13 protein-coding genes are annotated in these 14,521 nt (G+C 71.4%); 7 read left to right on the plus strand and 6 right to left on the minus strand.

Translation table 11 applies throughout. The annotated features are described in order from the left end of the window. Positions 1–13: 13 nt before the first annotated feature. Positions 14–1,180 carry an ADP-forming succinate--CoA ligase subunit beta gene (sucC, locus tag DEJ28_RS16490; protein ID WP_111116810.1) on the minus strand — a complete coding sequence of 389 codons (1,167 nt, stop codon included), beginning with the start codon at positions 1,178–1,180 and terminating at the stop codon, positions 14–16. Positions 1,181–1,474: 294 nt separating this feature from the next. Here sucC and DEJ28_RS16495 point away from each other — a divergent pair, with 294 nt between their 5' ends. The 5 genes from DEJ28_RS16495 (at position 1,475) to DEJ28_RS16515 (ending at position 5,529) form a co-directional block, all read left to right on the plus strand. After that, on the plus strand, positions 1,475–3,100 hold the full coding sequence (locus DEJ28_RS16495; protein ID WP_111116811.1) for a RecQ family ATP-dependent DNA helicase: 1,626 nt from the start codon (positions 1,475–1,477) through the stop codon (positions 3,098–3,100). A gap of 210 nt (positions 3,101–3,310) precedes the next feature. Then, the gene (locus tag DEJ28_RS16500; RefSeq protein ID WP_111116812.1) at positions 3,311–3,598 is read left to right on the plus strand and encodes a hypothetical protein; all 288 of its coding nucleotides are present in this window, start codon (positions 3,311–3,313) and stop codon (positions 3,596–3,598) included. An 86-nt stretch (positions 3,599–3,684) separates the two neighbouring features. Further along, positions 3,685–4,017 (plus strand): hypothetical protein, encoded by a 333-nt coding sequence (locus DEJ28_RS16505; RefSeq protein WP_146248903.1) that lies wholly within the window; start codon positions 3,685–3,687, stop codon positions 4,015–4,017. Beyond that, a complete protein-coding gene (locus DEJ28_RS16510; RefSeq protein ID WP_258368198.1) occupies positions 4,014–4,838 on the plus strand; it encodes an oxygenase MpaB family protein in 825 nt (274 codons plus the stop codon). Before DEJ28_RS16505 ends, DEJ28_RS16510 begins: the two co-directional genes overlap by 4 nt. Before the next feature lie 46 nt (positions 4,839–4,884). Next, positions 4,885–5,529, plus strand: a complete 645-nt coding sequence (locus tag DEJ28_RS16515; protein WP_111116814.1) for a pyridoxal 5'-phosphate synthase — start codon at positions 4,885–4,887, stop codon at positions 5,527–5,529. 5 nt (positions 5,530–5,534) lie between these two features. Here the strand turns inward: DEJ28_RS16515 and DEJ28_RS16520 are convergent, their stop codons facing one another. Both DEJ28_RS16520 and DEJ28_RS16525 read right to left on the minus strand, forming a co-directional pair. Continuing rightward, entirely contained in the window at positions 5,535–8,006 is a 2,472-nt protein-coding gene (locus DEJ28_RS16520) for an ATP-dependent helicase (protein ID WP_111116815.1), read from the minus strand. 12 nt (positions 8,007–8,018) lie between these two features. Next, positions 8,019–9,029 carry a glycerophosphodiester phosphodiesterase family protein gene (locus DEJ28_RS16525; RefSeq protein WP_111116816.1) on the minus strand — a complete coding sequence of 337 codons (1,011 nt, stop codon included), beginning with the start codon at positions 9,027–9,029 and terminating at the stop codon, positions 8,019–8,021. Between the two features lie 109 nt (positions 9,030–9,138). On the opposite strand from DEJ28_RS16525, the gene DEJ28_RS16530 reads away from it, so the two are divergent. Together DEJ28_RS16530 and DEJ28_RS16535 are read left to right on the plus strand one after the other, a co-directional pair. Then, on the plus strand, positions 9,139–10,206 hold the full coding sequence (locus DEJ28_RS16530; RefSeq protein WP_111116817.1) for a DUF817 domain-containing protein: 1,068 nt from the start codon (positions 9,139–9,141) through the stop codon (positions 10,204–10,206). A 31-nt stretch (positions 10,207–10,237) separates the two neighbouring features. After that, entirely contained in the window at positions 10,238–11,101 is an 864-nt protein-coding gene (locus tag DEJ28_RS16535) for a Bax inhibitor-1/YccA family protein (protein ID WP_111116818.1), read from the plus strand. Between the two features lie 605 nt (positions 11,102–11,706). Here the strand turns inward: DEJ28_RS16535 and guaA are convergent. Genes guaA through DEJ28_RS16550 form a run of 3 tightly spaced genes read right to left on the minus strand, consistent with a single transcriptional unit; the run spans position 11,707 to position 14,517 of the window. Further along, complete coding sequence (guaA, locus tag DEJ28_RS16540; RefSeq protein ID WP_111116819.1) at positions 11,707–13,287, minus strand: glutamine-hydrolyzing GMP synthase; 1,581 nt, start codon at positions 13,285–13,287, stop codon at positions 11,707–11,709. Next, complete coding sequence (locus DEJ28_RS16545) at positions 13,284–13,730, minus strand: DUF3817 domain-containing protein (protein ID WP_111116820.1); 447 nt, start codon at positions 13,728–13,730, stop codon at positions 13,284–13,286. Before DEJ28_RS16545 ends, guaA begins: the two co-directional genes overlap by 4 nt. Before the next feature lie 10 nt (positions 13,731–13,740). Next, on the minus strand, positions 13,741–14,517 hold the full coding sequence (locus DEJ28_RS16550) for an SURF1 family cytochrome oxidase biogenesis protein (protein WP_111116821.1): 777 nt from the start codon (positions 14,515–14,517) through the stop codon (positions 13,741–13,743). Positions 14,518–14,521 lie beyond the last annotated feature (4 nt).

The following is a 14,521-nucleotide window of genomic DNA, read 5'->3' on the forward strand; positions in this document are numbered from 1 at the left end:
TTCTGAGCGCTCCTTACGCCGATGCGGCGAGCTCGGCGGCCTGCTCGGCCGCATCGTCCATGGTCGCGGCGACGGTGACGAGCGGGTGCGCTGCCTCCGCCAGGATCGCGCGACCCTCGTCCACCTTGTTGCCGTCGAGGCGCACGACGAGCGGCTTCGTGGCCGCGTCGCCGAGGATGCCGAGCGCGGCGATGATGCCGTTCGCGACGGCGTCGCAGGCGGTGATGCCGCCGAAGACGTTCACGAAGACGCTCTTCACCTGCGGGTCGCCGAGGATGACGTCGAGGCCGTTGGCCATGACCTCGGCCGAGGCGCCGCCGCCGATGTCGAGGAAGTTCGCGGGCTTCACGCCGCCGTGGCGCTCACCGGCGTACGCGACGACGTCGAGCGTCGACATGACGAGCCCGGCACCGTTGCCGATGACCCCGATCTCGCCGTCGAGCTTGACGTAGTTGAGGCCGTGGGCCTTCGCCTTGGCCTCGAGCGGGTCCTCGCTCGCGGTGTCCTCGAGCGACGCGTGGCCCTTGTGGCGGAAGTCGGCGTTCTCGTCGAGCGTGACCTTGCCGTCGAGCGCCAGGATCTGGCCGTCGGCGGTGCGGACGAGCGGGTTCACCTCGACCAGGGTGGCGTCCTCGCCGGCGTAGACGTCGTAGAGCTTCACGAAGACGTCGGCGACCTGGTCGCGCAGCTCCTCGGGGAAGTTCGCCTGGGCCGCGATGTCGAGCGCGGCCTCCTTGTTGATGCCGGTGAGGGGGTTCACCTCGACGCGGGCGAGCGCCTCGGGCTTCTCCACCGCGAGCTGCTCGATCTCCATGCCGCCCTCGACGCTGGTGAGCGAGAGGTAGGAGCGGTTCGCCCGGTCGAGCAGCACCGAGAAGTAGAACTCCTCGGCGATGTCGGCGCCCTGGGCGATCATCACGCGCTGCACGGTGTGGCCCTTGATGTCGAGGCCGAGGATCGCCTGCGCGTGCTCGAACGCCTCGTCGGGGGTCTTCGCGACCTTGACGCCGCCGGCCTTGCCGCGACCGCCGACCTTCACCTGCGCCTTGACGACGACGACGCCACCGATCTTCTCGGCGGCCGCTCGTGCCTCTTCCGGGGTGTCGGCGATGATGCCCTGGAGGACGGGGACGCCGTAGGACTCGAAGAGGTCCCTGGCCTGGTACTCGAAAAGATCCACGCTGTTCTTCTTCCCGCACGGTTCGTGCGATCGGCATCGGTTTCCCGGTCGCGCACTCACCATCGAGGGTCGCTCGATGTCGAGACAACGGCCGGACCCGAGCCTAGCGCTGGTCGGTGGACGTCCGGTGCGCGGGCTCGTCCGGCGCACGCGTCCCGGTGCGCACGCGTCCCGGTGCGCACGCGTCCCGGTGCGCACGCATCCCGGTGCGCGCGGGTCCGCGCGCGTGGGCCCTCGTCCGCTGCGCGCGACTCCCGACAGGGACCCCAGCGACGCCCCGGCACGGTGGACGCGATGGACACCGCACTCCGCTCCCGCGCCACCGACGTGTTCGGCTGGCACCTCCGCCCCGAGCAGGAGACCGTCATCGACGCCGTCCTCGCCAGGCGCGACGCCCTCGCCGTGATGCCGACCGGCTCGGGCAAGTCCGCGATCTACCAGGTCGCCGGCCTCGCACTCGACGGAGTCCTCGTCGTGGTGTCGCCGCTGGTCGCCCTGCAGGAGGACCAGGTCGTCGGGCTCGAGGACCACCCGGACGCGCCCCGGGCGGTGACGATCAACGCCACCCGTGCCCGCCGCGACCTCGACGAGGCGTGGGACGCCGTCGAGAGCGGTGCCGCGCGCTACGTGTTCCTCGCCCCCGAGCAGCTGGCGAAGGACGACGTCGTCGAGCGGCTGCGCACGGCCGGCGTCGCGCTCGTCACGGTGGACGAGGCGCACTGCGTGTCCTCGTGGGGGCACGACTTCCGCCCGGACTACCTGGTCCTCGGCGAGGTGATCGAGCGGCTCGGCCGGCCGCCGGTGCTCGCGATGACCGCGACGGGGTCATCACCGGTCCGCTCCGAGATCGTCGAGCGGCTGGGCATGCGGGACCCGCTCGTGCTCGCGACCGGGTTCGACCGGCCGGAGCTGCGCCTCGAGGTCGTGCGGCACACCGACGACGACGCCAAGCGCCAGGCCGTCGCCGAGCAGGTGGGTGCACTCGACGGCGCCGGGATCGTCTACGTCGCGACCCGGGCCGAGACGCTCGAGTACGCCGACGCCCTGGTCGAGGAAGGGCGGCGCGCGGCGCCGTACCACGCGGGTCTCCGGGTGCGGGACCGCGAGGCCGTGCACCACGCCTTCCGCGACGGCGAGGTCGACGTGGTCGTCGCGACGAGCGCCTTCGGCATGGGCATCGACAAGCCGGACGTCCGCTTCGTCGTGCACGCCGACGTGCCGGAGTCCGTCGACGCCTACTACCAGGAGGTCGGCCGGGCGGGACGGGACCGGCAGCCGGGGCTCGCGACGCTCCACTACCGCGCCGAGGACCTCGGGCTGCGACGCTTCTTCGCCTCGGGCGGGCCGCGGCCGGCGTCCCTCCGCGCGGTGTTCGACGCCGTCCCCGCCGACGGCTCGGTGGCGCGGTCGGACCTGCCGGCTGCGAGCGGCCTCTCGGGCCGGACCGCCGGTCGCGCGGCGAACGCCCTCGTCGACGCCGGTGTCCTGGTCGACGAGCGGGACGGCCTGGCGCGTGCCGCAGGCGCCCCGGCGTCGGCCGACGCCGCCGTCCGTGCCGCGTCCGAGCGCGCTGAGGACCGGGAACGGATCGAGGAGTCCCGCATCGCGATGATGCGCCGCTTCGCCGAGACCGACGAGTGCCGTCGGCAGTTCCTGCTCGGGTACTTCGGCGACGAGCTGCCGGAGCCCTGCGGCAACTGCGACACCTGCACCTCCGGGTCCGCCGACGAGACGCACGCGGCCGACGGGTCGCACGACGCCGAGTGGCCGCCGGACGCCGAGGTCGAGCACACCGAGTGGGGACGCGGCACCGTGATGAGCACCGAGGACGACCGGCTCACGGTGTTCTTCGAGTCCGCCGGCTACCGCACGCTCGCGCTCACCGACGTCGTGGAGCGGAAGCTCCTCGAGCGGGTCTGAGAACGGGCGACGGGGCCCGTGACAGCAGGGGAAGGCGCGGTCGCTCGACCACCCGTCGGCGACCGCGCTCCACTCCCCCGAGCACGGCGAGTGTGCCCCGCCGGCATGACCCGGAGGTGTCCGCCAGGTGAACGGTGTCCACCGTGCGAACCGAACGCGTCCGCAGCCCCGCGGCGTAGACAGGACTCCCCGAACCGAGAGGAGCGCGCAGTGAGCGATCCCGGCATCACGCCCGACGACGGAACCGACGAGTTCCGCGACGACGACGTGGACACCGAACACACCGGCCCCTACGAGGAGGACCTCCGCGAGGAGTCCCTCGAGACCGTGACCAACGACGCGGTCGCCGGCGAGACCGTCGAACCGCAGCCCGGCGACGGCACGGACGACGGCCCGACCGGCGGAGCTCCCCGCGAGGGCTCCCCCGACACGTTCGAACACGACAGCGACGAAGACGGCCGCAACCTCGCGACCGAGGACGGCTCCGGCCCCCTCTGACACCGGTCCCGCCGACACGGGTGCCACGGAGCACGGCTCGCTACCATCGGGCCGTGCTCCGCCGTGTCCGTGCCAGTGTCCGCCGCATGCCCGCAGCGCCGCGGCTCATCGCGATCGCGGCGCTCCTGCTCGTCGCCGCGTCGGGTAACCTCGCGGCTCGGTCCGGTCCGGTCGCCCAGTGGCTCCCGCTGCTCGTGGTCGCCGTGGCCGGCGCGGTGGTCGCGGGTGCACCCACCCGACTCTGGCCGCTGCCGGCCATCTGGCTCGTCGCCACACTCCTCGTCACGACCACCGACGTCCCCCTCGACCCGGCGGTGCTCGCGGTCTCCCTCGCCGCCGGTGGGGTCGCGCTCCTCGCGGCGGTCGCCGTCGACCTCGGCCCCGTCCTCCGGGACCGTCACCGACGGACGCGGACGTGACCGCTCCACAGCCTGGAGGCACGGCGCACGACCGGCACCGCGCCTCCAGTCCGTCGACTGGTCACGTCGCAGACCGTCACCTGCGTCGGTTCCTCGCCGACAGCACGCCGGTGGCCGCGGGCGGCCGCGCGATCCTGCTGCAGATCGCCGACCCGGTGGTCGCAGCGGGGGTCCGTCGGCACTCGGACTTCGCCCGACGGCCGCAGCAGCGGCTCGCCCACACCCTCATGTTCGTCTTCGCCGTCGTGGTCGGCACCGAGGCCGACGCTGCCGTCGCCGCGTCGTTCGTCCAGCGCGCGCACCGACCGGTCGCCGGTGCCGACGACGTGGACCGGCAGCTCTGGGTCGCGGCCACCCTGTACGACTCCGCGCGTCGTGCGCACGAACTGTTCGGCGACCCCGTCGACGACGCCCTCGCCGGCGCCGTCCTCGACGCCTACGCCCCGATCGGCACCGCGCTGCGGGTGCCGGCCGACCGGTGGCCCGCGTCCGTCGCCGCGTTCGACGCGTACTGGGCTGCGACACTCGACGACCTCGAGGTCACGGACGACGCCCGCGGAGTCGTCCGGGACCTGCTGCACCCCCGGTTCGCGCCGCTGTGGGTGCGCGCCGCGATGCCCCTGGTGCGGATCGTCACCGTCGGCATGCTGCCGGAGGCCCTGCGGCAGCAGTACCGCTTCCCCTGGGGGCCGCGCGAACAGCGTCGTTTCCGCCGAGCCGTGCGCCTGGTGCGCACCGTCCGCGCCGTCGTGCCGGGGTGGGCCCTGCGGCTGCCGGGGCCGTTGCTGCTCCGGCAGATGCGGCGGTACGCGCACGCCTGACGGTTCCACCTGGGTGCCGACCGGGCCCGCGCGGTTGGCTGGGCACATGCCCACTGCTCCGCTGTCCGGTGACTCGTCGTTCTCGTTCCCGGAGTTCACCGACCCGCCGTCGTCACCCTTCACCGTCGCCCGGTCGTGGTTCGACGCCGCGCAGGAGGGTGACGGCGCCGTCTCCGAGCCGATGTCGATGACGCTCGCCACCGCCGGTGCCGACGGCCGCGTCTCCGCGCGGACCGTCGACGTGAAGCGGCTCGACGACGCCGGACTCGTGTTCGGGTCGTCGTCCGACAGCCCCAAGGGCCGGCAGCTCGGCGGCAACCCGTTCGGTGCGCTGCAGGTGTATTGGCGGGAGACGATGCAGCAGCTCCGCTTCGAGGGGCGGATCGTGGCGCTCTCCGACGCCGAGTCCGACGCGCTGTTCGCCGACCGGTCGCCGAAGTCGCGCGCCGCGACCGCCGTCGCGCAGCAGTCCGAGCCCTTCGGCGACCGCACCCTGCAGCGCCTGATCGACGACGCGAACACGCTGCTCGACGAGCACGGCGACGACGTCCCGCGGCCGAGCAGCTGGCGTGCGTGGCGGCTGGAGCCCGACCTGGTCGAGTTCTGGCACGGCAGCCGCGACCGCATGCACCGTCGGCTGCAGTACCGGCTCGGCGAGGACGGCTGGGCCGTCGACCGCGTGCAGCCGTAGGGCTCCTAGAGCTTCTCGATCGGCGCGATCTTGATGAGGAGCTTCTTGCGGCCCGCGGAGTCGAACGCGATCTCCGCGATGCGCTTGGCGCCCTGCCCGGTGACCGCCGAGACCGTGCCCTCGCCGAAGTCGACGTGCGAGATGCGGTCGCCCGCCGCCAGCTCCATGTCGCCGTTGTCACGGACCTGCCCGGACACCCGGTTCGCCCACTCGGTCTTCGGGCGGGTCTTCGACGCAGCCGCAGCACGGTCGTAGGAGCCGCCGCCCCAACCGCCACCGCCGCGGTAGCCACCGCCGGAGCCTGCGCCGCCACCGGAGCCGCCCGCACCGGGGCCGCCCATGCCACCCCGACGGGCGTTGATCGCACGGGGTTCGGTGCCGCCACGGCTGTTCGCCATGCCCGGTGACTGCTTCCACTCGATGAGTCCCTCGGGGATCTCCTGCAGGAAGCGCGACGGCATCGCCACGTTCACCTCGCCGAACTGCGCCCGGGTCATCGCGAGCGACAGGAACAACGACTTCTTCGCCCGGGTGATGCCGACGTAGAACAGCCGGCGCTCCTCCGAGGGGCCACCCGGCTCGTTCGCGGACATCCGGTGCGGCAGCAGGTCCTCTTCCACGCCGGTGAGGAACACCGCGTCGTACTCGAGGCCCTTCGCCGTGTGCAGCGTCATCAGCGACACCGTGCCCGAGGAGTCGTCGAGCTCGTCCGCCGCCGCCACGAGGGAGACCTCGGTCAGGAAGTCGGAGAGCGTGCCCTCGGGGTTGTTCTTCTGGAACTCCCGCGTCACCGCGACGAGCTCGTCGATGTTGTCGGCGCGTGCGGCGTCCTGCGCGTCCGGCGACTTCCGGAGGTTCTCGAGGAGCCCCGAGCCGTCGAGCAGGTCCGTGAGGGTGTCGACGACCGGCTGCGACGTCGCCTTCTCGGACACCGAGTCGAGCAGGGCGGCGAACGCGGTGATCGCGTTCCGCACCTTCGGGCCGAACCCGAGCTCGTCGGCGTGACGCAGGGCGTCGCGCATCGTCGTCTCGTGCTCGTCCGCGTAGCGCTGCAGAGCCGTCTCGGTGACGGCGCCGATCCCACGCTTCGGCACGTTGAGGATCCGCCGGAGCGCCATCGGGTCCGCCGGGTTGGCGATGGTGATCAGGTACGCCATGGCGTCCTTGATCTCGGCGCGCTCGTAGAACTTCGTGCCGCCGAGCACCCGGTACGGGATCGCCGCGCGGATGAAGATCTCCTCGAGCGCACGGGTCTGCGAGTTGGTCCGGTAGAAGACGGCCATGTCGCGGTAGGACATGCCGTCCTCGTGCAGGCGCTGGATCTCGTCGGCGACGAACTGCGCTTCGTCGTGGCCGGTGTACCCGGTGAAGCCGATGATCTTGTCGCCGGCGCCGACGTCCGTGAACAGGTTCTTCGCCTGCCGGTCGAAGTTGTTCGCGATGACGGAGTTCGCGGCGTCGAGGATGTTCTGCGTCGACCGGTAGTTCTGCTCGAGCAGGATCACCTTCGAGTTCGGGAAGTCCCGCTCGAACTCGACGATGTTCCGGATGTCCGCACCGCGGAAGGCGTAGATCGACTGGTCCGAGTCACCGACGACCGTCAGGGACGCCGGGGCGATCGACCCGTCGTTCTCGCGCATGCGGGCGACGTGCTGGCCGGAGTCCTCGAGCTTGTCGACCTGCTCGACCGGGACCGGCCGGGTGAGCTCGCGGATGAGGGAGTACTGGGCGTGGTTGGTGTCCTGGTACTCGTCGACCAGGATGAACCGGAAGCGGCGCTGGTAGAGCGCGGCGACGTCGGGGAAGGCCCGGAACAGGAACACCGTCTGCCCGATGAGGTCGTCGAAGTCGAACGCGTTCGCCCGGCGCAGGTCGTTCGTGTAGCGGCGGAACACCTCGGTGAACATGACCTCTTGCGGGTCGTTCACGTTGATGTTGCGAGCGTAGGTGTCGATGTCCTGCAGCTCGTTCTTGAGCTTCGAGATCTTCGACGCCGCGGCGCCCACGGTCAGCCCGAGCGAGTCCGCCTCGAGCTCCTTGATGATCCGCTTGAGCAGCGCCCGCGAGTCGGCGGAGTCGTAGATGGTGAACGACTGCGGGAACCCGAAGCGCTTGGCTTCGCCCCGGAGGATCCGCACGCACGCCGAGTGGAACGTGGAGATCCACATGCCGTCGGACTCCTGCCCGACGAGTGCCCGGACCCGCTCGCGCATCTCGGCCGCGGCCTTGTTCGTGAACGTGATCGCGAGGATCTGCGACGGCCAGGCTTCACGGTTCGCCAGCAGCAGCGCGATGCGGCGCGTGAGCACGCTCGTCTTGCCCGAACCGGCACCCGCCACGATGAGCAGGGACTCGCCGCGGTACTCGACGGCTTCCTTCTGCTGGGGGTTCAGACCCGCGGTGAACGGGTCGTCGTAGGCGCGGGAGCCCGCACCCTGGTCGGGCGCGGAGTCGAAGGGGTCCAGCACGATCGTCATGTCCGCGACAGTCTAAGCGCGACCCCCGACAGCCGAGCGGGCGAGGACGGCCAGGTCGGTGTGGTCCGCGAACACGCCGTCGAGCCCGGTCCGGATGACCGACGTGAACCAGCGTTCCCAGTCGCCGAACGCCGCCACCTCACCGCCGCGCCGGAGCGGTTCCGGCAGGAACCGGTTCTCCGGCCGCAGGGTCCAGGTGTAGATCGCCAGGCCGGCGTCGTGCGCCCGGTCGACGATCGCGCTCCGGACCGGCGTCGGGTCGTCGAGCGCGACGCTGTCCACCCCGGCCATCAGCGTGCCGAGCGCGACGCTGATCCCGTGGAACTCGGTCGCGAACGACGCGAGCGCGTCCTCGGAGCGTTCGGCGGCGTAGGTGGGAGCCAGCGACCCGTGGGACGCGACCTCGTCCGGGGCGCTGCCCCGCGCCTCCTGGAGGTACACCAGCCGCCCCCCGGTGCCGCGCTCCCGCAGGTCGCGGAGCACGCCCTTCTCGAAGCACTCGACCGTGAGCCGCGCGTCCCCGCGCCACCCCGCGTCGCCGAGTGCGCCGTCGACGAGCTGCCCCATCGGGAAGCCGGCGCGGTCGAAGAAGTCGGCGTGCTTGACCTCGGCGACGAGGCCGACCGGCCGCGGTGCCGCGTCGAGGATCGCGAGCAGGTCCTCCAGCCGGAGGATCGGCTCCTCGCCGTCGTGCTCCGCGGAGTCCGGTCGCAACGACGGCAACCGCTCGCGGGTCCGGAGCGTCTGCAGCTCGGCCCACGTGAAGTCCTCGGTGAACCAGCCCGTCAGCTGCGCGCCGTCGATGGTCTTCGTCGTGCGGAGGTGCCGGAACTCCGGGTGGTCCGCGACGTCGGTCGTCCCCGAGACCTCGTTCTCGTGCCGGAGCACCAGCACGCCGTCCTTCGTCGGCACGAGGTCCGGCTCGATGGCGTCGGCGCCGAGCTCGACCGCGAGCTCGTACGCGCTCCGCGAGTGCTCGGGACGGTAGCCGGACGCGCCACGGTGGGCGATCACCAGGGTCATGCCGAGACCCTACTGTCCGCCGATGACGACTCGGGTGACCGTGTGTCCGGAGTCACATGCGGGTGTTCGCAGGCCCCGGTTCCCAGCGGCCGGCCGGAGCATCGGCCGCATGACCGTCCACTCCCTCTCCACCGCCGTCGAGCACCGCATCGACCGTGCCGCGCGACGGATGCTCGACGCCGGGCACCAGCCGCACCGGCCCGTCCGGGTGTTCGTCACCGAGTTCCTGGTGTTCGGCGCGAAGCAGGCGTGGGCGTGCACGTTCGGCGCGCTCCTGCTGGCGACGATGGCGATCGTGCACCTCACCGTGCCCGCCGACGCCCGGAACGACGTGCTCACCGTCGCGGCCGTGCTCCTGCAGGTCGGGATGCTCGTCTTCGGGCTCGAGACCGTCCGGGAGCTCCGCGTCGTCCTGCTCTTCCACGTCGTCGGCACCGTCATGGAGGTCTTCAAGACCCACATGGGCTCGTGGACCTACGAACAGTCCGGCGTCCTCGTCGTGCTCGGCGTCCCGCTGTTCTCCGGCTTCATGTACGGGGCCGTCGGGTCCTACATGGTCCGGGTGTACCGGCTGTTCGACCTGCGGTTCGACCGGTACCCGCGGCAGTGGCTCCTCGCGGTGCTCGCCTGCGCCGTCTACGCGAACTTCTTCGGCCACCACTTCGTCTGGGACGCCCGGTACGTCCTGCTCGCCCTCGTGGTGCTGCTCTTCGCCCGGACGACGATGCACGTGCGGATCCACCGGACGGTGCTGCGGATGCCGGTCCTCGTCGCGATGGGCCTCGTCGCCCTGTTCATCTGGCTCGCCGAGAACGTCGCCACCTGGGCGGGCGCGTGGTCCTACCCGGCGCAGGCTGCGGCCTGGCAGCCGGTCGCGCCCACGAAGATCGTGGCCTGGCTCCTGCTCATGCTCATCTCGGTCGCGCTGGTCACGTGGGTCTCCCCCGCCCTTCCGCCTGGAGGAACGGATCACGCCCGCCCTGCTCGTCTCGCCCGCCGGTCGGCTGGCTCGCGGTCGGCCGGCTCCCGGACGGCTGGCTGGCGGTCGGCTGGTTCACGACGTCTTCGGGGCGCGCGCGCAGCGGATCCCCATAGGCTCGCGGAGTCGAGGTCCTCCGGGGCCGCTTCCGCTCGCCGCGAATCCTCAGCCTTCCGCGATCGAGCGCCCCTAGGCTGAGAGGACTCTAATTTCCTAGGAAGAGGACACCATGGCCTTCAAGCCCGGTTTCGACCAGTCCCCCGCCTTCAACAACCAGGGGCCCAACACCTGGGGTGGACGCGGCGCTGGTCAGCAGCAGGCCGGCTGGGGACAGACCCCGCAGCAGGCACAGGGCGGCATGACCCCCGAGCAGCTGCAGTACATGTACGACCGTCCGGCAGCGAGCACGGTCGACACCGACCGCATGTCGTACGAGGACACCATCGTCAAGACGCTCCTCGCCTTCGGCGTGCTCGTCGTCGGTGCGATTGCCGGTTGGAACGCACCGATGATCGTCTGGATCATCGGCGCGGTCGCCGGGTTCGTCCTGGCACTCGTCAACACCTTCAAGAAAAAGCCGTCTCCCGGTCTCGTGCTGGCGTACTCCTTCGCGCAGGGCCTGTTCGTCGGTGGCATCTCGCACTATTACCAGGACGCGTTCGGCGGAATCGTCGTTCAGGCAGTGTTCGGCACGCTCGGTGTCTTCGCCGTCACGCTCGCACTCTTCGCATCCGGCAAGGTCCGCGCGACTCCGAAGGCCACCCGCTTCTTCCTCGTCGCCATGGTCGGCTACCTGGTGTTCTCGCTGATCAATCTCGTCCTGATGTGGACGGGCGTGACGAGCACGGCGTTCGGTGCCCTCGGCATCGAGCTGTTCGGCATCCCGCTCGGTGTCATCATCGGCATCTTCGTCGTGGTCATGGCGGCGTACTCGCTGATCCTCGACTTCGACCAGATCCAGACCGGCGTCCGGCGCGGCGCTCCCCGGATCTACGCGTGGACGGCGGCCTTCGGGCTCATCGTCACCATCGTGTGGCTCTACCTCGAGATCCTGCGCATCCTCGCGATCATCGCGAGCAGCCAGCGCAACTAGCGACCCCGACTCGGAGGGCCCCGGCGAACACGCCGGGGCCCTTCGTCGTCCCCGGGCGCCGTCCCGGTGCCCGGCGCCCCGGCGCGTGCCCGGCGCCTGCCCGGCGCCCGGCACCTGCCGGGCCTCTGGACCGGCCGAGATCGCACTTCGGCGGCCAACGCCGGCGCCGATGCGGCACGAAGTGCGATCTCGGCGCGCCCCGTCCGGCGGGCGGCGGGCAGGCGGGCGCGCGCGGCGGCCGGGCGGACCGGCCGGCACGAGGTCACGGGACACGCTGCGCGCGCGTCGCCGAGATCGCACTTCGGCGGGCGACGCCGGCGCCGATGCGGCACGAAGTGCGATCTCGGCGCGCCCCGTCCGGTGCGGCGGCGGGCGGGCGCGGCGGGCGGGCGGGCGGACCAGCCGGCCGGCACGAGGTCACGGGACACGCTGCGTGCGCGTCGCCGAGATCGCACTTCGGCGGGCGACGCCGGCGCCGATGCGGCACGAAGTGCGATCTCGGCGCGCTCCGTCCGGCAGGCGGGCGGGCGGGCGGGCGGGCGGGCGCCCGGACGCGGAAGGGCCCGGCACGCGTGACGCGTGCCGGGCCCTTCAGCGCGGGAGGACTACTCCCACTCGATCGTCCCCGGCGGCTTCGACGTGACGTCGAGCACGACCCGGTTCACGTCGGGCACCTCGTTCGTGATGCGGTTCGAGATCTTCGCGAGGGTGTCGTACGGCAGACGGGTCCAGTCGGCGGTCATGGCGTCCTCCGACGAGACCGGACGGAGCACGATCGGGTGCCCGTACGTGCGGCCGTCACCCTGGACGCCCACGGACCGGACGTCGGCGAGCAGGACGACCGGGCACTGCCAGATCTCCTCGTCGAGGCCGGCCGCGGTCAGTTCCTCGCGCGCGATCTTGTCGGCGGCACGGAGCAGCTCGAGGCGGTCCTTGGTGACCTCGCCCACGATGCGGATGCCGAGCCCCGGGCCGGGGAACGGCTGGCGGCCGACGATGACCTCGGGCAGCCCGAGCTCGCGACCGACCGCACGGACCTCGTCCTTGAACAGGGTCCGGAGCGGCTCGACGAGTTCGAACGTCATGTCGTCGGGCAGGCCGCCGACGTTGTGGTGCGACTTGATGTTCGCCGTGCCCGCGCCGCCGCCTGACTCGACGACGTCGGGGTAGAGGGTGCCCTGCACGAGGAACTTGACCTCCCCCGCTTCGTCGGAGGCCTTCGCCTCGAGCACGAGTGCCTCGGCTGCGCCCTCGAACGTGCGGATGAACTCGCGCCCGATGATCTTGCGCTTCTGCTCCGGGTCGCTGACTCCGGCGAGGGCGTCGAGGAACTGCTGCTCGGCGTCGATCGTGATGAGCCGGACGCCGGTGGAGGCGACGTAGTCCTCTTCCACCTGCTTGCGCTCGTCGGCGCGGAGGAGCCCGTGGTCGACGAAGACGCACGTGAGCTGGTCACCGACGGCCTTGTGCACCAGGGCCGCGGCGACGGCGGAGTCGACCCCACCGGAGAGCCCGGCGATGACGCGCGCGGAGCCGACCTGGGCGCGGATGCGCTCGACCTGCTCCTCGATGACGTTCGCGGAGTTCCAGTCGCCCGGGAGCCCGGCGGCACGGTGCAGGAAGTTCTCGAGCACGGCCTGGCCGTACACGGAGTGCTTCACCTCGGGGTGCCACTGCACGCCGTAGAGCTTGCGCTCGTCGGACGCGAACGCGGCGACCGGGGTCGAGGCGCTCGACGCGAGGACCTCGAAGCCCTCCGGCGCCTTCGCCACGGAGTCGCCGTGGGACATCCAGGTCACCTGCGACCCCGGCTGGTCGCCGAGGAGCGTGCTCGTGCCCGGCACGAGCGTGACGTCGGTCGCGCCGTACTCGCGGAGGCCGGTGTTCGCCACCTCGCCGCCGAGCGCGGACGCCATGGCCTGGAAGCCGTAGCAGATGCCGAGCACGGGGACGCCGAGCTCGAGGATGTCGCCGTCGAGCGCGGGCGCGCCCGCTTCGTACACGGACGACGGACCACCGGACAGCACGATGGCCGCCGGGTCCTTCGCGCGGATCTCGTCCGCCGTGATGGAGTGCGGGACGATCTCGCTGTAGACGTTCGCTTCGCGGACCCGACGCGCGATGAGCTGCGCGTACTGGGCTCCGAAGTCGACGACGAGGACGGGACGCTGTTCGGTCTCGCTCACCGAGCGGCCTCCTTCTCACGCTGCTGTGCAGCGGTCAGCTCGTGGTAGGTCTGCATGGCCTTCTGCTGCATGCGGTGCTCGACCACGAAGGACATGAACGGGATGATGCCGCCCAGGGCGATGAGCAGGAAGCGGGACGGCCTCCAACGCATGATGCTCCAGAGGCGGAAGTCGGTGAAGAGGTACAGGACGTAGAGCCAGCCGTGCGCGATGAGGATCGCGATCGACAGGTTGAACGTCCCCGGTGTCTCACCCGCGGTGCCGTTCGGCACGAAGAACGGACCGTTGCCGAGCTGCATCTCGAGCTGGAGCGGCGTGTACTTGATGATGACCTCGATCACGAGGGCCAGCAGCAGCACACCGGTGATGTACGCGGAGACGCGGTACCACTTCACCGCGCCCGGGATCTTCGGGATGTCGCGGGTTCGGACGGTCAGAGCCATATCGGCCATCCTACCGTCGGAGCGCAGCGGCTTCGGCGGCGAGCGCGGCATCGCGCTCGTCCTCCTGCTCGCGCTCCCAGGCGTCCTTCACGAACCGGTACCAGAGGAACACGGCGAACCCGGCGAACACGACCCACTCGATCGCGTAGAAGAGGTTGAGCCAGTCGAACTGGACCTCACGCGTGGGGGCACGGTCGGCGATGGTGCCGAGGTCGGCGGCCTTCGCGGTGGTGCCGTCGGCGACGACGTACCCGAGGTACACCCGGTCGTCGAAGGACTTCCACGTGTTCACGAACCGGGCCGGCGCGACAGCCGAGTACTCGCCCTTGTCGTAGGTGTCCTGGTCGGGCGACTCGGCCGGGTAGTACCGGCCCTCGATCGTCATGCGTGCGCCGTCGGTCAGACGGTCACCACCGGCGACGGCGTCGTTCCGCTGGTCGGACCATCCGATCACGACCGGGAGGCTCGCCCCGCTTCCGGCGTCCACCAGGTGTCCGACGGTCTGGTACGTCCCACCCCCGCTGCGACCGGTCAGGACGGTAGTGTCACCGGCGACGAACGTGCCGGTGACGGTCACCTTCTGGCCGGCGAGCGTCTCCGTCGTGGGCTGCATCGGCTTCGTCACGGCGTCGAGCGTCTTGCGGGTCTCGGTGGTCGCCGGCAGTGGCTGGCCGTTGGCGATGCTGCGCTCGAGCTGCCACTTGCCCAGCCCCGCGAACACCGCCGCGAGCACGAGCGCCAGCAACAGCAGCGCGATCCACCTCGGTCGTCGGGCTACGGCCCACATTCGT

Origin of the sequence: Curtobacterium sp. MCPF17_002, from assembly GCF_003234115.2 — a bacterium.
In the GTDB taxonomy this organism is placed as follows: Bacteria; Actinomycetota; Actinomycetes; order Actinomycetales; family Microbacteriaceae; genus Curtobacterium.